Source organism: Mycolicibacterium mageritense, from assembly GCF_010727475.1.
GTDB classification, from domain to species: Bacteria; Actinomycetota; Actinomycetes; order Mycobacteriales; family Mycobacteriaceae; genus Mycobacterium; species Mycobacterium mageritense.
Map to the genome: position 1 here is coordinate 5,060,778 of NZ_AP022567.1, position 20,869 is coordinate 5,081,646.

At 67.7% G+C, this 20,869-nt stretch carries 18 protein-coding genes and 1 pseudogene; 10 read left to right on the forward strand and 9 right to left on the reverse strand.

The window, feature by feature from the left end; translation table 11 throughout:
* Window positions 1-2 precede the first annotated feature (2 nt).
* Window positions 3-137 carry a hypothetical protein gene (locus G6N67_RS39540; RefSeq protein ID WP_268951221.1) on the reverse strand — a complete coding sequence of 45 codons (135 nt, stop codon included), beginning with the start codon at window positions 135-137 and terminating at the stop codon, window positions 3-5.
* A gap of 27 nt (window positions 138-164) precedes the next feature.
* On the reverse strand, window positions 165-623 hold the full coding sequence (locus G6N67_RS39710) for an alpha/beta fold hydrolase (RefSeq protein ID WP_368859009.1): 459 nt from the start codon (window positions 621-623) through the stop codon (window positions 165-167).
* Here G6N67_RS39710 and G6N67_RS24425 point away from each other — a divergent pair.
* Both G6N67_RS24425 and G6N67_RS24430 read left to right on the forward strand, forming a co-directional pair.
* Window positions 622-1,056, forward strand: a pseudogene (locus G6N67_RS24425) (SGNH hydrolase domain-containing protein); the annotation flags it as partial. The gene G6N67_RS39710 and the pseudogene G6N67_RS24425 overlap by 2 nt on opposite strands.
* Before the next feature lie 103 nt (window positions 1,057-1,159).
* The gene (locus tag G6N67_RS24430) at window positions 1,160-1,507 is read left to right on the forward strand and encodes a DUF732 domain-containing protein (protein WP_230021399.1); all 348 of its coding nucleotides are present in this window, start codon (window positions 1,160-1,162) and stop codon (window positions 1,505-1,507) included.
* 5 nt (window positions 1,508-1,512) lie between these two features.
* Here G6N67_RS24430 and G6N67_RS24435 read toward each other — a convergent pair whose 3' ends face one another.
* From G6N67_RS24435 to G6N67_RS24455, 5 genes are all read right to left on the reverse strand, one after another.
* Complete coding sequence (locus G6N67_RS24435; protein WP_163642281.1) at window positions 1,513-2,001, reverse strand: DUF309 domain-containing protein; 489 nt, start codon at window positions 1,999-2,001, stop codon at window positions 1,513-1,515.
* A 41-nt stretch (window positions 2,002-2,042) separates the two neighbouring features.
* On the reverse strand, window positions 2,043-2,339 hold the full coding sequence (locus G6N67_RS24440) for a hypothetical protein (RefSeq protein WP_036428213.1): 297 nt from the start codon (window positions 2,337-2,339) through the stop codon (window positions 2,043-2,045).
* 138 nt (window positions 2,340-2,477) lie between these two features.
* Window positions 2,478-2,900, reverse strand: a complete 423-nt coding sequence (locus G6N67_RS24445) for a nitroreductase family deazaflavin-dependent oxidoreductase (protein ID WP_036428212.1) — start codon at window positions 2,898-2,900, stop codon at window positions 2,478-2,480.
* Entirely contained in the window at window positions 2,901-4,082 is a 1,182-nt protein-coding gene (locus tag G6N67_RS24450; protein WP_036428210.1) for a Cmx/CmrA family chloramphenicol efflux MFS transporter, read from the reverse strand.
* Complete coding sequence (locus G6N67_RS24455) at window positions 4,082-4,834, reverse strand: SDR family oxidoreductase (RefSeq protein ID WP_036428209.1); 753 nt, start codon at window positions 4,832-4,834, stop codon at window positions 4,082-4,084. The genes G6N67_RS24450 and G6N67_RS24455 overlap by 1 nt, the downstream gene beginning before the upstream one ends.
* 77 nt (window positions 4,835-4,911) lie before the next feature.
* On the opposite strand from G6N67_RS24455, the gene G6N67_RS24460 reads away from it, so the two are divergent.
* From G6N67_RS24460 to G6N67_RS24480, 5 genes are all read left to right on the forward strand, one after another.
* Window positions 4,912-5,517, forward strand: coding sequence for a TetR/AcrR family transcriptional regulator (locus G6N67_RS24460; RefSeq protein ID WP_036428208.1), 606 nt, complete (start codon window positions 4,912-4,914; stop codon window positions 5,515-5,517).
* 61 nt (window positions 5,518-5,578) lie between these two features.
* Complete coding sequence (locus G6N67_RS24465) at window positions 5,579-6,175, forward strand: TetR/AcrR family transcriptional regulator (protein WP_036428206.1); 597 nt, start codon at window positions 5,579-5,581, stop codon at window positions 6,173-6,175.
* A complete protein-coding gene (locus G6N67_RS24470; RefSeq protein ID WP_051578409.1) occupies window positions 6,176-7,111 on the forward strand; it encodes a DMT family transporter in 936 nt (311 codons plus the stop codon).
* 56 nt (window positions 7,112-7,167) lie between these two features.
* Complete coding sequence (locus G6N67_RS24475) at window positions 7,168-8,901, forward strand: amidase (RefSeq protein WP_036428204.1); 1,734 nt, start codon at window positions 7,168-7,170, stop codon at window positions 8,899-8,901.
* Window positions 8,902-8,918: 17 nt separating this feature from the next.
* Window positions 8,919-9,929 (forward strand): agmatine deiminase family protein, encoded by a 1,011-nt coding sequence (locus G6N67_RS24480; RefSeq protein ID WP_036428203.1) that lies wholly within the window; start codon window positions 8,919-8,921, stop codon window positions 9,927-9,929.
* A gap of 76 nt (window positions 9,930-10,005) precedes the next feature.
* Here the strand turns inward: G6N67_RS24480 and G6N67_RS24485 are convergent, their stop codons facing one another.
* Window positions 10,006-12,921, reverse strand: coding sequence for a UPF0182 family protein (locus G6N67_RS24485; protein ID WP_036428202.1), 2,916 nt, complete (start codon window positions 12,919-12,921; stop codon window positions 10,006-10,008).
* Window positions 12,922-13,078: 157 nt separating this feature from the next.
* Window positions 13,079-14,050, reverse strand: coding sequence for an NADPH:quinone oxidoreductase family protein (locus tag G6N67_RS24490; protein WP_036428201.1), 972 nt, complete (start codon window positions 14,048-14,050; stop codon window positions 13,079-13,081).
* Window positions 14,051-14,171: 121 nt separating this feature from the next.
* On the opposite strand from G6N67_RS24490, the gene G6N67_RS24495 reads away from it, so the two are divergent.
* From G6N67_RS24495 to G6N67_RS24505, 3 genes are all read left to right on the forward strand, one after another.
* The gene (locus G6N67_RS24495; RefSeq protein ID WP_036434136.1) at window positions 14,172-15,257 is read left to right on the forward strand and encodes an NAD(P)-dependent alcohol dehydrogenase; all 1,086 of its coding nucleotides are present in this window, start codon (window positions 14,172-14,174) and stop codon (window positions 15,255-15,257) included.
* Between the two features lie 48 nt (window positions 15,258-15,305).
* The gene (locus G6N67_RS24500) at window positions 15,306-16,226 is read left to right on the forward strand and encodes an alpha/beta fold hydrolase (protein ID WP_036428200.1); all 921 of its coding nucleotides are present in this window, start codon (window positions 15,306-15,308) and stop codon (window positions 16,224-16,226) included.
* 243 nt (window positions 16,227-16,469) lie between these two features.
* Window positions 16,470-20,807 (forward strand): AAA family ATPase, encoded by a 4,338-nt coding sequence (locus tag G6N67_RS24505; protein ID WP_179976745.1) that lies wholly within the window; start codon window positions 16,470-16,472, stop codon window positions 20,805-20,807.
* Window positions 20,808-20,869 lie beyond the last annotated feature (62 nt).

The window sequence follows — 20,869 nt, forward strand, 5'->3', positions numbered from 1 at the left end:
CACTACGCCAGGAAGGTGACGACCCCGGCGGCGAAATCTTCGATGTGCTGAAAGAGGAAGCCGTGGCCGGCGTCGCTGTACAGGATCGCCTTGGCGTTGGGCAGGCGCCCCCGCCATCGCGTAAGTGGCGTAGGCATCGATCATGCGATCATGCGATCATGCGATCATGGGCGCCGTTGGCAACCAGTACCGGAATCGTCACCTCGCCCAGACGATCCCACACGCTCGAGCCCGTTGATCCGATGACGGCCAACTGTGCCTGCATCGTCTCCAAGGAGACCGGCACGTGGTCGTCGGATCGTGTGCGAGGGTCCAATCGGCGCAGCGACTGCATGCCCAGTTCGTGTGCGTGCTCGGTGTCGGGGAAGAAGAGATAAAGGAAATCGTCGTCGTCGTTGACCGGTTTGGTCGCCACCTTGCCAGATCTTCGGATCGGCCTGCGGCATACCGGGAACGCCGCCACCGGGAGAACTGCCCGCGACAACCAGGCGGCGCACCAGATCGGGGCGTTGCAGCGTCACCGCCTGCACCACTATTCCGCCGAGCGACCATCCCAACAAGTCGATCTCGGTCAAGCCCAGGGTGTCGACGAAGTCGACCAGCCCGCTCGCCAGCGCACTCATGTTCTTCACGAGCACCCGCCCGATCCTGACCGGGCCCGGCGACTACGTTCCGGATTATTATCTGGGCATCTGGGATGAACTGTCTGCCAACGGCATTCGGATGCTCGGTATGCGTGACACCCCGTGGATGCTCAAACAGGGCTGGTTCTTCTCACCTGTCGACTGCCTGGCCGCGGGTGGGGACGCCGACGGCTGCGGGCTGCCGCGCTACGAGGCGCTCGCCGAACGCAATCCCACCCTCGACCATCTGGCCGACTACCCGTTGATGACTGCGCTCGACCTCAGCGACGCTGTGTGCGGGCCGGACATGTGCCGTGCGGTCGAGGGCAATGTGCTGGTCTATCACGACGCTCACCATCTGTCGGCCACCTATGTCCGGACGCTGACCCGCGAGCTCGGTCGGCAACTGCGCGGCGCCACGCGCTGGTGGTAGCGACGGGGCTTTGCTGAAAATGCTGCGCCTGCCTGTGTGCGCGGGGCATTAAGGTGAATACACGTTCGCCACCCGGTTGCGGACATCGAGATAGGGGGCGGTCGTGTCCAAGGGAATGACCGTATTGAGGGCCCGGCGTAGCGTGGGCGCACTCGTCGTCGTGCTCACCGTCGCGGCAGCACTCGGCGTCACCGCGGCTCCGGCCGGGGCATGGCCGTACCCGTTCACTCCAGATCAGGTTGCCTACCTCAACACGGTCCGCGGCAACTTCCCGGGCGACGATGACCAACTGGTGACGGCCGGCCTGCAGGCGTGTCGTCTGCTGTACTCGGGGCAGTCCGCGCAGCAAGCGGTCGATGCCACGGCAGCCCAGTACGGTGCGACACCCGATCAGGCGCGTGTTGTCGTGCAGGCCGCACGCGGCACCATGTGCACACAGGCTCCGGGCTGAAGTCGCTACGCGCGGTTCGTGAGTCGGGGACGCAGTCGCGTCGGCGGGATGTCGGCCGACGTCGCGAGGTCGTCGATCAGGGCGGCGGCGTAGCGGCTCAGGCCTGTCACGTCGATGCCATGCGGCGCAGGCGTTTTGACCCGTTCCAGGCGGTCGAGCCCGCGCCGGAGCAGCGCCGCCGCGCCTTTACGGTTGCCTCGCTGGACGTGCGTGATACCCACGGCGAGCTGAGCCATGCCCTGCCAGAGCTCGCGCTCGGTGTCGGGGCCGTTCTTCCATGCGGCTTCGAGCACCTCGTGCGCGTTGAACGCCAACCCGTGGTCGAGCAGATCCTGCGCATAGCCGACGGTGTCGGCGGGCGACAGCTGTAGATCGTCGGGAATCCGGGGTACGCCCTGGCTGCCCGCGGGCAATGGTCGCCCCAGCGCGTCGCGGGGCCGCGCGCTGCGCGGTCGCCCCGCTTCGTCACGGTCGCGTTCAGCGTCGTTGCCCACGCCAACCAGCCTCTCGCCGAGATCGCGTGCTGTCGAGACGGTCAGTCGGGTCGATTGCGCAGCGTGTCACGGAGCTTGTCGACGTAATCGTCGTACGCGGCGATGACATCGTCGAGATCGAGTTCCTGGGGAAGGTCGTCGGCGCGTTGGCGGGCGGTCAAGTATGCGATGGTGGCGAGCACGACGGCGGTGTCGTCAGCCCCGTCGCCCGCGATGTCTGCGACGACTTGCGGGGTGGCTCGGACCCGCACCGTCACGATGTCGTCGTCCATGCTGATGTGCACCAGGTACTCGTGATCTCCCAATGCCTCGATACGCGGTTCGGGTGCCGGTGCCATCAGCGGGCCGGCTCCACAGGGGCAAGAAACGCATCTTGCATCCCGCAAGTATTGCATGCCGTGGGAGGGGGCAACGCGAGCGTCGCCCGGGCGCCGAAAGGCCGCCGGCAACATTCTGTCGGCGGCCTTTCCGGATGCTCACTCCACCACGAAGACCGGGATCAGCCGGGTGGTCTTGGTCTGGTACTCGGCGTAGGGCGGGTACGCCTCGACGGCCAGATCCCACCAGTGCTGACGCTCGGCGCCGTCGAGCTCCCGGGCGGTCAGGTTGACGACCTTGTCGCCGTCTTGCACCGTCACCGCGGGGTTGGCCTTGACGTTGAAGTACCACGACGGATGCGCCGGGTCGCCGCCCTTCGACGCGACCATGGCGTAGCGGCCGTTTTCTTCGACACGCATGAGCGGCACCAGCCGCTTCTTACCGGACTTCGCGCCGGTGGTGGTGAACAGGACAATCGGCCGGTCCAGCACCTCGACACCCTCGGTGGTGCCTTGTTCCAGGATCTTCTCGGTCTGCGCGCGTACCCAGTCCGTCGGGCTCAATTCAGCGTGTTCGGTCACTCACCCCGCAACAGCCGGACACCTGGGACTATTCCGTGCCGCGGATCGTGCCGATGCGGTGTCCGCGGCGAACAGGAGCAGCGCGGCCACCGCCAGGCCGGCCCCGACCCAGGGCACCGCGGGATAGCCCAGACCAGCCGTCAGGGCGATGCCGGCCAACCACGGGCCGACGCTGATGCCCACGTTGAACGCCGAGATGGTCCCAGCTGCGGTGAGCGTCGGGGCGGCCGGCGCGATGGCGAACACCCGTGAGTTGAGCGCGGGGTTGGTGCCGAATCCGGCGAGGCCGAGCAGCACTGCCAGCGTCGCGACCGCACCGACGGAGCCAGTGCTGACGGCGAGCAACATCAGGATGACCAGCAAGGCCGCGAATCCGACCGCCAACACACCGCGCGGCCACCGGTCTGCCGCATACCCGCCCACGGCCATGCCGGCCAGCGCTCCGAGGCCGTAGCCGAGGAGTACGGCAGGCACCCACGCCGCCGGTAGTCCGGTGGTGGTGATCAGCATCGCGCTGAGATAGGTGAACGGCCCGAGCAGTGCGGCGGTGCCGACGGCGGTCATCGCGTACGACAGCCACAACCGTGGCACGGCAAGTTCGCGCAGCTCGTCGGTGATCCGGGGTGCGGTCGTCGACCGGGTCGCGGGTACGGCGACCAGCACGATGCCCATGGCGACCGTGCACAACACCGCCACCGCCCAGAACGCGCCGCGCCAACCCAGGTGCTGGCCGATCCACGTGCCCGCAGGCAAGCCGATCACGGTGGCGACGGTCAGCCCGCCGGCGACGATGCTCATCGCGCGCCCCCGCCGGTCCGGCGCGACGAGAGACATGGCGGTGCCGGTGCCGACGGCCCAGAAGCCGGCGTACACGAACGCCGCGATGAAGCGCGCGATCATCAAGATCACATAGGAACTCGTCAGGGCGCCGGCGGCGTGCGCCAGTACGAAGATCGCGAGGAAGGCGATCAGTGCGCTGCGGCGCGGCCAGCGCAACGTGACGACCGCGAGTGCCGGAGCGCCGACGAGCATGCCGAGCGCGAACACCGAAACCAGCAGGCCGGCTTGAGGAATGGTCACCAAAAGGTCGGACGACAGTTCCGGCAGGAGACCGGCGAGCATGAGTTCGCTTGTCCCTTGCGCGAAGATCGCGGCGCCGATGGCCCAGATTGCGACGGGCATCAGAGCATCGATCCTCCGCTTGCGTCGATCCACTGGCCGGTGATCCACCGCGCGTCGTCGGACGCGAGAAATGCGACGATGTCGGCGATGTCCTCGGGTTGTGCGACGCGATTTAGCGGGGACTGGGCGGCGACGGCGGCGCGTCCCTGTTCGGTCGCCAGGCGGGCCGCATTCATGTCGGTGTCGGTGCTTCCCGGTCCGACCGCGTTGACGGTGATACCGCGCGCCGCAACGTGTTTGGCCAGCGTGGCGGTGAACGAGTCGAGAGCGGCCTTCGACATCGCGTAGGTCATCAGTTCGGGTATGCGCGATCCGTGGGTGAACCGCGTCGAGATGTTCACGATCCGGCCGCGGTCGCGGAGCCTGGGCAGGCCGTGCTGGGTGACGAAGAACGGTGCCCGGGTGTTCACGGCGAAGACCTCGTCGTAGGCGGCTTCGCCGAGGTCGCCGAACTCGATACGGCCACCGAGGATTCCGGCGTTGTTGACCAGGATGTCCAGGCCGTCGGCCTGTGCGTCGAACGCCGCCCAGAGGCTTGCGGCATCACCGGGGATGCCGAGCTTCGCCTGCAGCGCGAATGCGTCTCCACCGGCGTCGAGGATCTGTTGCACGGTTTTCCCTGCAGCCTCGGCGTTGTCGGCGTAGTGCACGGCGACGCGCGCACCGTCGTTCGCCAACCGTAGAGCGATCGCCCGCCCGATTCCGCGGCTGCCTCCGGTCACCAGTGCTGTCTTGCCTGCCAGCGCAGTCATGCCCACATCCTTTCTCTAGCGGTCGATACAAATATCGACGCTAGCATATTCTTTATCGGTCGCTATAGAATGGTGTCGTGACCTCGGTACGCGGACGGCCCCGCTCCTTCGATCGGGACGCGGCCCTGGACAAGGCCATTCGGCTGTTCTGGGAGCGCGGGTACGAATCCACTTCGACGCGAGACCTCAGCGGCGCGCTCGGCATCGGCGTGCCCAGCATCTATGCGGCGTTCGGGGACAAGCGTCAGCTCTTCGCCGAGGCGGTGCAGGTCTACGACACTCGATACGGTGGATTCATCGAAGCCGCGCTCAGCGAGGAGACGACTGCGCGAGCGGCGGTCGCTCGGATCTTCACCGAGGCGCCCTCGCGGTACACCCGCCGTGGATTACCGCAGGGCTGCCTGGTGGTCAGCGGCGACGACGGGACGTCGGACACCGCGGTGCGTAACGAACTCCGTCGCATCCGTCGCCACAAGATCGACCTGGTCGCCGCCAAGATCAACACCGATATCGCGGCGGGCGACCTGCCTGCCGACACTGACGCGCGAGCGCTGGCGCACTACACCATGACCACGCTGAGCGGCATCGCGCAGGCGGCGTGTGACGGCATCCCGCGGGCCACGCTCCAGCAGGTGGCGAACATCGCGATGCAGGCCTGGCCGGGGGTCACCGCGACCGGGTGACCCCGGTGGACCTCGCGACGCCTGACTGGGTAGACTGGTCTACCTAGTTGGGAGGTGGGCGATGCCCCAATCAAAAGCGCGGCCCGGGTCGGCACGCAGTCGGCTGCTCGCCGCCGCGGCGGAATGCTTCTACGCGCGCGGCGTCAACGCCACGGGGATCGACACCATCACCGCAGCGGCCGGTGTCGCGAAAATGAGCCTCTACAACAACTTCTCGTCGAAAGACGAGTTGGTTCTGGCCTATCTCGATGCCCGGCACGAGGAGTGGCTGGGCCTCTACGACCGCCGGCTGGCCGACGCGGCCGATGCCCGCGACAAGATCGCGGCGATCTTCGATTCGTACGCCGACCATGCGGAACTGGCCTACCGGCACGGGTTCCGCGGGTGCGGCATGCTCAACGCCGCGGCCGAGCTGCCGGCAGACGCGGTGGGTCGACAGGTCGTGCGTCGGCACAAGGAACACGTCGAGGCACTACTCGAAACCCACCTGCGGGAGCTGCTTTCCGCGACGGCGGCAACATCCCTTGCCGAGCAACTCTCCTTCCTGCTGGAAGGCGCGATGGTCAGGGCGGGCCTGGAGGGTGATGCCCGGCTGCTCGGCCATGCGCGGTCCATGGCGCTCAACGCGATCGACAGCGCGCTCGCGCTGGAGGCCTGAGTGGCCGCGGGCAACGGCAGCCTGGCGGTGATCGCCGCCGCGGTGCTGTGGGGCACCACCGGTACGGCCGCGACGTTCGCGCCCGGCGTCGGTCCGCTTGCCGTCGGCGCGGCGGCGATGGGCATAGGCGGACTCCTGCAGGCGTTGGCCGCGACGCATATCATCCGCGCGCACCGTGTTGCGCTGCTGGGCAATTGGCGGCTCATCGGACTGTCGGCGGTGGCCACGGCCGTCTACCCGCTCGCGTTCTACACGTCGATGAGACTGGCCGGCGTCGCGGTCGGCACGGTCGTCACCATCGGCTCCGCACCCGCCATCTCGGCACTCATCGAACGCATCGCGGACAAGCGGAGGCTGTCCCGACGATGGGTTCTCGGCGCGGGCCTTGGCGTGGCCGGGCTAGTGCTGCTCACGGTCGCGAGGTCAGCCCACGCCGGGACAAGCGCGACGCATCCGCTGGCGGGCATCGCGCTCGGCGTCGCCGCGGCTGCCACCTACGCGCTGTACTCGTGGGGCGCAGGCCGGATGATGGGCACCATACCGTCGCGGGCAGTGATGGGCACGGTCTTCGGCATCGGGGGCGTGCTGCTGCTTCCGGTGCTGGTCGCCACTGGCGCGCCCATCGTGGCAAGCGCCCAGAATCTCACGGCGGTGGCATATCTCGCGATAGTGCCGATGTTCCTCGGCTACGTGCTGTTCGGCCGGGGGCTGGCCACGTTGCCCGTGAGCACGGTCACCACCCTGACCCTCCTCGAGTCGGCGGTGGCAGCGTTCTGCGCGGTCGTCGTGGTGGGGGAGCAGCTTGCCCCGTCGGGATGGGGCGGCGTCGGTCTCATCTTCGTGAGCCTGGTGCTCACAGCCCACGCCGCCGCGCAGTCCGTTGCGACGAAGGCCGGAGAACCGCCTCGAACTGAGGTGCCAAGCACTATCGTCTAGGCCCACCTGGCACTCAGTACGCCAGACGGATCGGCCCTGGAAGGACGGTTGTCCCGGTGACTCGTTTTGATGTTGTCGAGGCAGGCATTGCGCAGCTGCGGCGTGCGTTGGAGGACGGATCGGTGACCAGCGAGGAACTGGTCGACGCCTACCTCGCGCGCATCGCCGCCTACGACAGCGGCGGCCCTCGGCTGAACGCCCTGGTGGTGATGAACCCCGACGCCCGTGCGGAGGCGCGCGCCTCGGACGAGCGCCGCGCCAGAGGTGAGACCCTCGGTCCGCTCGACGGCATCCCTTACACGGCCAAGGACAGCTACCTGGCCAAAGGCCTCACCGCTGCTGCGGGTGCGCACGCGTTCGAGCACCTGGTGGCGCAGCGCGACGCCTTCACGATCGAGCGGCTGCGGGCCGGAGGCGCGATCCTGATCGGCTTGACGAACATGCCGCCCATGGCCAACGGCGGCATGCAGCGCGGCCTCTACGGGCGCGCCGAGAGCCCCTACAACGCCGACTACCTGACGTCCGCGTTTGGTTCGGGTTCGTCGAACGGCTCGGGCACGGCGACCGCGGCGAGCTTCGCGGCGTTCGGGCTCGGCGAGGAGACCTGGTCGAGTGGCCGGGCGCCGGCGACCAACAACGCGCTGTGCGCCTACACCCCGTCGCGCGGCGTGATATCGGTGCGCGGCAACTGGCCCCTGGTGCCCACCATGGACGTGGTGGTGCCCCACACCAGGACCATGGCCGACATGTTCGAGGTGCTCGACGTCATCGTGGCCGACGATCCGGACAGCCGGGGCGACTTCTGGCGCGTGCAACCCTGGGTGGAGATTCCCAAGTCGTCCGAGGTCCGCCCGGCGTCCTATCCGGCGCTTGCGCCCGGTGGAGTCGATGCTGCCCGTAAGACGTTGGCAGGCAAGAAGTTCGGTGTTCCTCGGACGTACGTCAACGCCGACCCCGACGCCGGTACCAGTGAGCACCCCGGCATCGGCGGCGCCACCGGCCAGAAGATCGAGACCCGCGCATCCGTGATCGACCTGTTCAACGCGGCGAAGGCCGACCTGGAAGCCGCGGGTGCCGAGGTCGTGCTCGTCGACTTCCCGGTGGTGTCCAACTACGAGGGCGACCGCCCGGGGGCACCGACGATTCGTACCCGCGGACTGGTGAGCAAGGAATTCCTCGACCGCGAGATCCTGGACCTGTCGGCCTGGTCGTGGGACGACTTTCTGCGCGCCAACAACGATCCGAACCTCAACCGGCTCGCCGACGTCGAGGGCGCGCTGATCTGGGTCCATCCCGAGGGTGCGCTGCCGGACCGCGCCGAAGGGTTCGGCGACGACATCACGTCCTATCCCGACTTCATCCGTAAGCAACCGATCGAGGACTTCACCACCATCCCGCACCTCGAGGAGGGGCTGCGCGGTCTGGAGGAGACCCGCCGCGTCGACCTCGAGGAATGGATGACCGAGCTCGGGCTCGACGCGGTGATATTCCCGACCGTCGCCGACGTCGGTCCGGCTGACATGGACGTCAACGAGGCTTCGGCCGATCTCGGCTGGCGCAACGGGGTGTGGGTGGCCAACGGCAACCTGGTGCCACGCCACCTGGGCATTCCGACTGTGACGGTGCCGATGGGCACCATGGCCGACATCGGCATGCCGGTCGGTTTGACCTTCGCGGGCCGGGCCTACGACGACACCGCGTTGCTGAGATTGGCCGCGGCGTTCGAAGCGACGGGCGACCGTCGCACCGAGCCGCCGCGAACGCCGCGCCTGGCAGAGGAGGACCAGTGACCGACACACCGCCGCGCATGCCGGCCGAGTCGGCGCCGCAGGATCGGGTCTGGATGGCGTTTCCGAGCGAGGGTTATTCGCTGGGGGACACCGAGCAGGAAAAGCACGAAGCACGCTCCACGTGGGCGGCCGTCGCGCACGCGATCGCGGAGTTCGAACCGGTCACCGTTCTGGTGGACCCGGATGAACACATCGCGGCCAAGCAGTACCTCGCGGCGGACATCGAGATCGTCGAAGCACCGCTGAACGACGCATGGATGCGCGACATCGGACCCACGTTCGTCCACCGCGGCGACGGTTCGGTGGCCGCGGTGGACTGGGTGTTCAACGGTTGGGGCGCCCAGGACTGGGCCAGGTGGGACCGCGACGAGAAGATCGGCGCCACCGTCGCCGGCTTGGCGGACATACCCGTCATCGCCTCGCCGCTCGTCAACGAAGGCGGCGGCATCCAGGTCGACGGTGAGGGTACGGTGCTGGTCACCGAGACCGTGCAGCTCGACCCGGGGCGCAACCCGGGCCTGACCCGCGCGGACGTGGAAGCGGAACTGGCCCGCACCATCGGAGCGACGCACGTCGTGTGGCTGCCCCGGGGCCTGACCCGGGATTCCGAACGGTTCGGCACCCGTGGTCACGTCGACATCGTCGCGGCCATCACCTCGCCCGGCCGCCTGCTGCTGCACACCCAGCAGGACGAGAATCATCCGGATTACCTTGTCTGCCAGGAGATCCGCGCTGCCCTCGAAGCGACGCACGATGCCGCGGGCAGGCCCTGGGAGATCACCGAGATGCCAGCGCCTGCGACGCTGACCGACGCCGAGGGCTACGTCGACTACAGCTACATCAACCACCTCGTGGTCAACGGCGGTGTCATCGCGTGCAGCTTCGGCGACGAGGTCGACGCGACCGCCGCGGCGATCCTGGCGGACCAGTACCCGGGGCGCAAGGTCGTCACTGTCGATGCCAGGCCGCTGTTCGAACGCGGCGGCGGAATCCATTGCATCACCCAGAACCAGCCGTCGGCCCGCTGAAGTTGATTGCTCCTCGCGTCCGCAGAAGTTGGATTGCTCCTCGCGTCCGCAGACCATTCCGCTGACCGGAACTCATCTACCCACCGGCGGTTTCGCGGGCTTCGACGGCCTTTTCGAGACGCTCGAGTACCGCGCGCAGATCTGCGAGTGCCTCCTTGAGTTCAGCCGTCGTCTCGGGCGCACCGCCGGGGGCCGGTGGTGCCGCCGCGGGTGGACGGGACTGCGGCCGGGCTGGATCCGGCGGTCGCGTGGTCGCGGCATCGCCGCCGGGGGCGGTTGCGGCGCGTCCGGTGCCGAGCCCGAACACCTGGTCGAGGGCTTCGGCGAGGGTAGGGGCATAGCCGATTCGGACTCCGCCGTCGGCGCGGGGTTCGCGCAGGCTGACCAGCACCCGGGACAGCTGGGGGAACGTCGAACTGTTGGGTGTGGTCGGAATGCGTTCGGTATAAAGCGGTTCGACGTAGAGGACGCCGCCGTCGGCGATCGGAAGTGTCAGCAGGTTGCCGTAATGGATCCGGTTGGATCGCTCCAGCAGGGTGCGCTCGGAGGCGACCCGGGTGTCGGAGATCATCGAGTTCTGGATCTGCTGCGGGCCTTGGGTCAGGGTGTCGGTCGGTAGCTGCAGCACGCTGATCTTGCCGTAGTTCTCCGGATCGGAGTCCACAGAGATGTAGGCCGACAAGAACTCCCGGTTGTACCCGACCATCGGACTGGCAAGCCGGAACGACGGGCGCGCGCTCTGCTGGTCACCGACGAGGACATAGAACGGCGGCTGTGGTGAGTCCGACTCGGTCGTCGGATCGCTCGGCACGGACCAGAAGGCGTTGGTGGTGAAGAACTCTCGCGGTTCGTCGACGTGGTATCTGGCCAGCATCTCCCGCTGGATCCGGAACAGATCCTCGGGATAGCGGAAATGCGCGCGCAGTTCGTCGGAGACGTCATCCGCGGATCGAACGACGCCGGGGAAGGCGCGCATCCATGCCTTCAGGACCGGGTCTTCGAGATCGACCTGGTAGAGCGTGACGGTGCCGTCATAGGCGTCCACCGTGGCCTTGACCGAATTGCGCACGTACCCCACTGGTACGCCCGGTTGCGTGATCCCCCCGGCGCCGGTCACCGGTGCTTGCAACGAGCTGCGCTGCGCATACGGATACCGGGAGAGCGTCGTGTACGCGTCGACGATCCAGACGATGCGCCCTTCGACCACCGCAGGATAGGCATTGGCGTCGGGGGTGAGCCATGGGGCAACCCGCTGTACCCGTTGCCTCGGGTCTCGGTGGATGATCAGCTTCGATTGCGCGCCGATCGCGCGGGAGAACAAGATGTTGCGTTCGGCGAACTTCGCGGCGAATACCGTGCGGTTGAACCAGTTTCCGATCGGCACGCCGCCGGTGCCGGTGTAGGTGTATTTGGAGGTGTCGGTGTCGTACTCGCGAGGCGCCTCTTGCGGGGTGCCGCCGACGATCGCATAGTCCGGATCCCCTTGCGCGATGACTTCGCCGAAATAGATGCGCGGTTGGTCGACCCGGATGATCTGGCGACCCGACCCCAGCGACGCGATGTCGCTCACGGTGTAGATCGGATACCCGCTGTTGCTGTCCGCAGGTTCTGAGGCGTTCGGCGCGTCGCGCACCGCGGCGTTCACCCGGTTCGCCGGTGCGGCGACGAAACCGTTGCCGTGGGTGTAGACGGTATGCCGGTTGATCCAGTCGGTCTGGTTGCCGGTCAGGCTGTCCGGTGACAGTTCGCGGACACCAACGATGTAGTCCCGCAACTCGCCGTCGATGTGATAGCGGTCGATGTCTAATTCGGCGGGGAAGCTGTAGAAGTTCTTGAGCTGTTGCTGCTGAGTAAAGGTCCGGGAGAGCACCTTTGGGTCGAGCAGGCGCGCGTTGGCGATCGTGGTGGCATCCGCTGCGACGTCACGCGGATTCTTGGTCCCGATGCCAGGGTAGTCGCGGTATTCCACGCGATCGCTGCCGAGCCGATACGCGTCGCGGGTCGCGGCGATGTTGCGTTCGATGAACGGTCGCTCGACGTCGGCAGCGTTGGGCCGCACCGAGAATTGCTCCATCACCAGTGGCCAGGCCCCGCCGACCAGCACCGACGACAGCACGAGTAGTGCCGTCGCCATGGCAGGAATCCGCATGTCCTGCAGGAAGATCACCGCGAAAAGGGCCAGCGCGCACAGCACCGCGATCGCGAGCAGGACGAGCTTGGCAGGCAGTTCGGCGTGGATCGTGGTGTAACCGGCACCGGTGAATGTCGGTTCCTTTCGGCTGCTGGATACCAGCTCGTAGTGATCGAACCAGTACGCGACTGCCTTCAACATGATCAACGTGCCTGCGAGCAACGCGATCTGAATGCGGGTGGGCAGGGTGAGGGTGCCCTTGCCCGAGGACAGCCGGATGCCTCCGAAGATGTAGTGCGTCACCACGTTTGCGACAAGGGCAAGGCATATCGCGACGAACAGCCAGTTGAGGAGGAACCGGTAGAACGGGAGGTCGAACACGAAGAACGCGATGTCACGTCCGAACTCCGGGTCGGTGGTACCGAATTGCTCGCCGTGCAGGAACAGTTGAACTGTCCTCCAACTCGTCTGCCCGACCAGACCGCACAGGGCCGCGATACTCGCCGCGATGCCGCACGACAGCAAACGCGGCCGCCGCATCGCGAGGGTTCGGTACTGCGCGAGTGGGTCGTTGTCGCGCTTGGCAGGGACGAAGACCAGTCGGGTGCGATACGCCAGCATCATCGCCGCCAGCAGACTACCTCCGACGAGCAGCGCCACCGCGCCGAAGACCGCGGCCCGGGTCAACAGCACCGTGGCCCAGACGCGGCGGAAACCCACCTCTCCGAACCACAACCAGTCGACGTATGAGTTCAACAAGCCCGGCACGACAAGCAGGAGCACGACAACGGTGACGGCCGCGATGATCAGCGCACGGGCCCGTCTGGACGCCGAGAATCTGTCGGTCGAACCCTGCTGCATGCCTACTCCGACGTTCGAGTGTCCGGACAGTCTGCGCGGTCGTCTCATCGACCACCATCGGGTCCGACACCCATTCCCGCCGGGACGCTACCTGTAGGAGAATTGTCAGGGGCACAGCTTCGGGCCGCTGCAGTCGCGGCCCGGTGGGTGAGACAGGTCAGCGGATCTTCAACACGACCTTGCCTTTGGCGCTGCGGTTCTCCAGCGACGCGATGGCCTCGCCGGCCCGCTCCAGGGGGTAGACCTCGGGCGCGGGCGGCGGGATCGCGCCCGAGGCGAGCAGCGGCGCGAGCTCGGCCCACTGCTCGGCCAGGTATCCGGGGTGGGAGAACGTCCATGCGCCCCAGCCCGCTCCTACGACGTCGATGTTGTTGAGCAGCAACCGGTTGACCTTGACGGTGGGGATCTCGCCACCGGTGAAGCCGATCACCAGCAGCCGACCGCCAACGGCGAGTGACCGCAGTGAGTCGGTGAACCGATCGCCGCCGACCGGGTCGACCACGATGTCGACGCCGCGCCCACCGGTCAGGTCTTTGACCGCATCACGGAATCCGTCGGCCAGCACCACATCGGAAGCACCTGCAGCCCTGGCGATTTCCGCCTTCTCTTGAGTGGACACCACCGCGATGGTGCGCGCGGCCCCCAGGGCCGGGGCCAGCCGTAACGCGGCGGTGCCGATCCCCCCGGCCGCGCCGTGCACCAGCACGGTTTCACCGTCGCGCAGCCGTCCCCGGGTTCGCAGCGCGAAATGCACTGTCATGTCGTTGAACAGGATGCCTGCGCCCGCTTCGAAAGACACCGCATCCGGAAGTGCGAACACTCGATCGGCAGGCAGTGCAACGACTTCGGCCATGCCACCGGACAGCATGGTCAGGCCGAGCACGCGGTCACCGGCGGCCACGTGTGCGTCGGACGGGGCGCTGCGTACGGTGCCGGCGATCTCGGCGCCCGGGGTGAACGGCAGCTCTGGCTTGTACTGATAGAGCCCGCGCGTCAAGAGCGCGTCGGGGAACGCCACGCCGGCCGCATGGACATCGATGACGACGGTGTCGTCACCAGACGGTTCGTCGACTTCGGTCACCTGCACGGCCGTGGGGCCGTCGAGCCGGGTGATCTGTGCTGCACGCATCGGGGCCTCTTTCTGGAGTCGTCGGGCCCAATTCTGCGCTGGGCCGCATCGGCGCCTTCGTGCGGTCCGCTGACCGAGGGCGTACTCGACAGGTGTCAAGTTGGTCGCCTACGATCACCGGATGCTCAACGCCCGCGCCGCGGTGCTGCTCGATCCGGGTGCTGATCCGCAACTGGCCGAGGTGCAGGTTCGCGAACCTGTCGGTGACGAAGTCCTGGTCAGGATCGATGCCGTGGGAATCTGCCATACCGACGTCAGCGTCGCATCGTGGTTCCGCAAGCTGCCGATGGTGTTCGGTCACGAAGGTGCGGGCACCGTCGTCGCGGTCGGGCGGGACGCGCAGCGTCGGATCGGCGAGCAGGTGGTGTTGACGTTCGCGAGCTGCGGCAGCTGTGCAAACTGCGCTGCGCAGCGTCCGGCGTACTGCGACCATGCCACGGACCTCAACATGCGTGGCCGCCGCGGCGAATCCAGTGCGCTGCGGCTCGACGGCGCCCCTGTCACGGACGGGTTCTTCGGGCAGTCGAGTTTCGCCACCTACGCCATCGCCGGAAGCCGTAACGCCGTGGCCCTGTCCGATCCGATCGATCCCGCGCTCGCTGCACCGCTGGGTTGCAGCGTGCAGACCGGCGTCGGAGCCGTCCTCACCGTGCTGCGTCCACAGCGGTCCGACTCCATCGTGGTCTTCGGTGCCGGTGCGGTCGGGCTGTCGGCGGTGATGGGTGCCCGCATCGCCGGCTGCCGCACCATCGTGGCGGTCGATCCCATCGAGCAACGACGCACGCTCGCAACGGAATTGGGCGCCACCGCGACCATCGACCCGGCTGCCTCGGACGCCGCGGCGGCGGTGCTCGAACTGACCGGGGGAGTGAGTACCGCGGTGGACACCACGGCACGGCCGGATGTCATCGCGTCAGCGGTCGGGGTGCTGCGAACGCGCGGCACGCTCGCGCTTCTCGGGCTCGGGGCGATGACCGCCGAACTCCCGGTCGCACTCATCATGGCCAAAGGATTGACGGTGCGTGGCGTCGTGGAAGGTGACAGCGAACCGCACGCGTTCATCCCACGACTGGTGCGCCTGTACTCCACCGGGGAACTGCCGCTGGAAAGACTCGTCACCACTTACGCATTTGACGATTTCACGGGTGCCTGGGCGGCTGCCAAGTCCGGCGAGGTGATCAAACCCGTGCTGGTTACCGAGCGGTAGGATTTGGGTCACAGCAAAGGCAACGCCGCCTGACGATTGGAGCTTCAGATGCCGCTTCCACCGCTGCCTCCGGGTCGCACAGTCGAGGTACGAGGCATCGACGGGATCCGACTGCACGCCCAGGTGTTCGGTCCCGAGAACGGCTACCCGATAGTGCTGGCACACGGCATCACGTGCGCGATCGAGGTCTGGGCACACCAGATCGCCGACCTCGCCGGTGACTATCGCGTCATCGCGTACGACCACCGCGGGCACGGCCGCAGCGACGCACCCCGCGGCAGGAGCGGCTACAGCCTCAACCATCTGGCCGCCGATCTGGATGCGGTGCTGGAGGCCACCCTCAACCCGGGCGAACGGGCCGTGATCGCGGGGCACTCGATGGGCGGCATCGCGATCACGTCGTGGTCGCAGCGCTACCCGGGCCGGGTGCGGAGCCGCGCCGACGCGGTCGCGCTGATCAACACCACGACGGGCGACCTGCTGCGGGACGTCAAGCTCGCGCAGGTGCCGACGCGGCTCTCGGCATCCAGGATCCGCGCGGCCGGCACGCTGCTGAAGACGTTCGGCGCCACGCCGGTGCCGAAGCTGGCCGACGGGCCGAACCGGCGGTTCGTCGCATACCTGGCGGTGGGCCGGGACGCCGACCCGTGGGTGGCCGATTTCGTATACGACCTGTTCGCGGCCACACCGGCGGTGGGCCGGGGCGGCTGGGCGCGCGTGCTCGTCGACAATCTCGGGCCCAAGCACATCTCACTGCGAAACCTCACCGTGCCGACGCTGGTGATCGGCAGTCAGATGGATCGGCTGCTGCCGATCAACGCGTCGCGGCGCATCGCCGACGACGCCCCGAACCTGGCGGCCTTCGTGGAGCTGACCGGCGGGCACTGCGCCATCCTGGAACGTCCCGCCGAGGTCAACCGTGAGCTGCGGGCGCTGGCCGAATCGGTGAAACGGCGGATCACGGCGTAACCACGTCCCGGCGCCCGACAGCGGCCCAAGCCCCGCGCGTAATAGTTGACGGCGCAAGCACTTTGCCGTTGCCAGATCGTGGCATGTCGGCCGAATCTGCGCCTTCCGTGCGCGCTCTGACCCGACCGGAAATTACCATGAGCCAACAGAGCCGGTTGAAGGAAGAGTTAGGGACCGCGACATGTTGCGCTTCCCTTGTCAGGCCGTCCGGTGGGCGGCGGGCCAAGTGGTCGGCTGCGTGCTGTGACGGCTCCGGTACTCGATCTCGACGGCCGCGTGGTCGACCGCAAACGTGAGATCGCCGAACTCCGCGCGGCGGTCGAGGCGTCGGAGCGCTCCGGCGGAGGTTGCGTTCTCATCAGCGGCGTTCCGGGCGTGGGCAAGTCGACGCTGACCCAGGCACTCGGCGCCGAGGTCTCGCAGCGGGACTGTGTATTCGCGTACGGACGGTGTCGCGACGGGGCCCCGGCGCCGTACGCCGCGCTGCGCGACGCGCTCGGCTCGATCGTCCGCACCATGGAGGCCACCGGTCCGGCCGAGCGGGACGGGTGGCGCACGGAACTGGTCAACGGGATGTCAGGGCTCACCGGAGTCCTCGGCGAGCTGGTGCCCGAGCTGGGCCCGCTCCTCGGCGGCGCGGCACAGGTCGAGGATCGGGACGCGGCCGATGCCCGCAGGCGACTGCACCGCGCCGTGATCCGGCTGGTGTCCGCGACCGCGGCGTATCGGCCCGTGGTCCTGGCAATCGACGATCTCCAGTGGGCCGATCGGGACACGCTGCTGCTGCTGTCGGAACTGCTGTCGGTGTCACTTCGCAACGTGCTGGTTCTCGGGGCGCACCGCGCAGGCGAGTTCGACCCGGACACAGCGGGTTTCACCGTAGTGGCACCGCGGTGCATCGAGCTCGATCCGTTGGGGCGCAAGGACGTCGAGGAGCTGCTCTCGATGGTGAGTGGCCCGGGCCTCGAGCTCGGCGACGTCGCGGCCGAGTTCCAGCACCGCACCGGCGGTAATCCGCTCCAAGTCCGCCAACTGCTCTACCGTGCACAGCTCGCAGGCGCACTCATCCCGGTCGGGGCCGGCGGGCACCCCAGCTGGGATCTGCGGGTGCTGTCATCCATCGAAGTCAGTGCGACCGCCGCCGAGTTCCTCGGACACTACGTCGACCAACTGCGCCCGAACGACCGGGCGGTGCTGAGTGCGCTGTCATGCGTGGGCGGTGAGTTCGATCTCGCCGACGCGGCCGCGGCCGCAGACCAACCGGCTGACGTGGTGGCACATGCGCTCTGGTCGGCTCTGGAACTCCGCCTCATCGAAGCGCTCGACAGCCGCGGCGAGCGGATCGCCAATGCCATCAGCCTCGACGCCAGGTACCGGTTCAGCCATGACCGCATCGCCGAGACGGCGCGCGACGCCCTGCCCCTCGAGGCGCAACGTGAGACCCACCTGAGGATCGGCAGGCGCATGGTCGCGCTCGGCGACGAGCGGTTGTTCGAGGCCGCCCGGCACGTCGGCATCGGCGGCGCGGGATCGGTCGAGGACGGTGAACGCCGTCAGTTTGTCTCGGTGCTGCGACGCGCGGCGGCCAAAGCCCGGGCCCAGGCGTCGTTCCCGCTCGCCCTCGAGTACTGCCGCAACGGGCTGGAACTCCTGGGGCAGCGCCGCTGGACCGACGATTTCGAGCTGACCCGCGAGCTGCAACTCGACGCCGCGCAGGCGGCGCTTCTCGTCGGTGACATGGCGGCGCTGCACACGTTGCTCGACGAGGCCGCGCAGCATCTGGCCGAGCCGGCCGACCGGGCGCGCATCGCCTACCTGCGGCTCAAAGGTCACGTCGCGGAGAACCGGCTGCAAGACGCTTTGGAAACCGGGTTGCGGGCGCTGGAGGATCTCGGGGAACCGATCGCGCCCGACCCGGGCAAGCCCCGGATGGCGATCGCGCTCGCACAGATGAAGCTCGCCATGCGGCGCTGGACTACGGACCGGCTGCTGGCGCTGCCGGACTGCCAGGACCGCAGGGTCATCGAGATCCAGCGCATCCTCGACGAACTGCGCAGCTTGAGCTACATCGTCCGGCTCAACATCTTGCCGCTCGTGGTCCGCAAGCAACTCGACCTGACGCTCGCGCACGGCCACACGCCGTCCTCGCCCCTCGTGCTCGTCAGCTACGGGCTGCTTCTCGTCGTCACCGGCGACAGCGGCGGGGCCCAGCGCTTCGGCGAGGTGGGGCTTGAGCTCGCCGACCGCGAGGAGTTCCGGCAGGCGCGACCGGAAACCGTCTTCATGTACCTGAACTTCATCCGGCATTGGCGTCACCCCATGCACGAAGGCTTCCCGCAACTGCGCGACGCCGTCGCGGAGGCACTCGACCAAGGGGACCAGGAATATGCCGGTTTCCTCGCCGCGGTGTTGCTGTCCCAGTCGTTCTGGGCGGGCCAACCGCTGCCCGAGATCGACCTGCTGGCCCGCACACTCATTCCGGAGATCCGGTCACAGCCCGTGCCTCGCCTGCTGTGCCAGGCCGTTCAGCAGATCTGCCTCAATCTGATGGGCCGCAGCGAGGATCCGTTCCTGCTGGCCGGTGAGAGCGGATTCGACGAGCGGGAGGCCGTGCCGGCCGCTCGCCTGCAAGGCGATGAGGTCACCGTCAGTGCGGTCGCGACGCAGCGACTCGGGCTGTATTTCTGGACCGGCGACTACGCCAGTGGCGCCGCGGTCGTCGATGAGGTGATGGAGCACATCGACGGCATGGCCGGGAACGCCATCATGCAACTCAACTACATGGTCTCCACGCTCTGCCAGATCCACGCCGCGCCAAGGGCCCGTGCCACCCGACGCGCGGTACGCAAGGCGCTGGCGCTGCACCGTAAATGGGCGGCGGAGTCGCCGGCCAATTACGCGGCGCCGTACGCGCTCATTCAGGGCACCTGGGCACGCGTCTGCGGACGACACCGGGAAGCCGAGAAGTACCTCGACCAGGCGATGGCGCTGGCCGACGAGAACCACCTGCCGATGCTCGGGGCGGTCGCGCACGAAGAGGCCGCTGCGCTCTATACGGAAACCGGTCGCGTGACGCTGCGCGAGCACATGTTGCGGTCGGCTTATCAACGGTTCGTCAACGGTGGCATGACGCTGCGGGCGGACCGGCTCGCGCGGGAGCATCCCTGGTTGTTGAGCCGGCATCTTGCCGACACCGGCTCGGGCATCGATCCGGTCGGCGCCCGCCACCTCGTCCGCGCGCTGTCGGCCGCCCAGACCTCCGACAGCCTGGTCGCGCTCATGGTGCGGACGGCCGCGGACATCACCGGTGCTCAGCGGGTGCTCTACCTCTCCGGCGACACCGACCACCCGCTGGTTCATGCGGTGCACGAGCAGGGCGCCACCACGACCATCGACGGCCCGTGGACCGAAGTGCCGTACGACCGCACCGCTGTCAGCCGGGTGATGGAGAGCCGCGCCGTGCACGTCGACGGCGCCGGCCCCGTCCGGCCCGGGAGCCGCGCGCATCGTCAGACCGCCGGGCCGTCGGTTCTCGCCGCACCAGTGATGTTGCAGGACAACATCATCGGAGTGGTTTACGCGGAGCGTGAGCGCGGTGCCGGAGCCTTCACGCCCGAACACGAGGAGGCCGTCGCCTTCCTGTGCGCCCAGGCCGCGGCGCCGTTGTGGAACTTTCAGTTGGAGGCCCGCCTGCATGCCGCCGACGAGTACCGACGCACGCTCATGGACGTTCAATCGCGATTCGTGCCCAACGAACTGTTGCGCATTCTTGACATCGACGACCTCCGCCGGGTGCACAGCGGGTATCGGGTCGACCGCGAGATGACCGTGCTCATCAGCGACATCCGCGGCTACACCACGATGCTCGAAGACATGAACGTCGCTGAGGCGAGCAACCTCGCGATGGGATTTCTGCGAGCCGTCGAGATGCCGATCATCAGCTGTAACGGCATGATCCAGGATGTCCGGGGTGACGAGATCGTCGCCGTCTTCGAGTCCGAACCCGACGCCGTCCGTGCTGCGCTCGCCATGCTGCGCTCCCTGCGCGAGTACAACGCCGAGCGAAAAGCCCGGGGCTCGGCGGAATTGCGGGCCGGCATCGGCATCAACACCGGGATGATCGGCGTCGGATTGGTCGGCGGGGTGAACCGCATGGTGCTGACCATCATCGGTGACGCGGTGAACCTGGCGGCGCGCATCGAGAGCACCACCAAGCGCTACGGATGTTCACTGCTCATCAGTGACGCGACGTATGCCAGGCTCGCCGATCCCGACGAATTCAGCATCCGGCGGATGGAGCGCGTCATGGTGGTCAACCGGCGCAGGCCGGTGACGATCTTCGAGGTCTACGACGAGGATCCGATGCCGCTGCGCACCGCGAAGGCCAAGGCACAGCCCCTTTTCGACGAAGCGTTCGCCCTGTTCGACGCCGGTGACGTGGCGGGCGCGCGCGCCGCGTTCGAACGCTGCGCCGACGTGGTGCCCGACGATCCGGTGGCCCCGCTGCATGTGGCGCACTGCGACGCCGTGCTGCGCGGGGAAATGTTTCCCGGTCAAGAAGTTGCACTCGAACAGAAATAACGGTCTGCCGAACTTCGAGTCAGGCGCCGATTCTGTCTGCGATCATTTGTCTCACACATCAA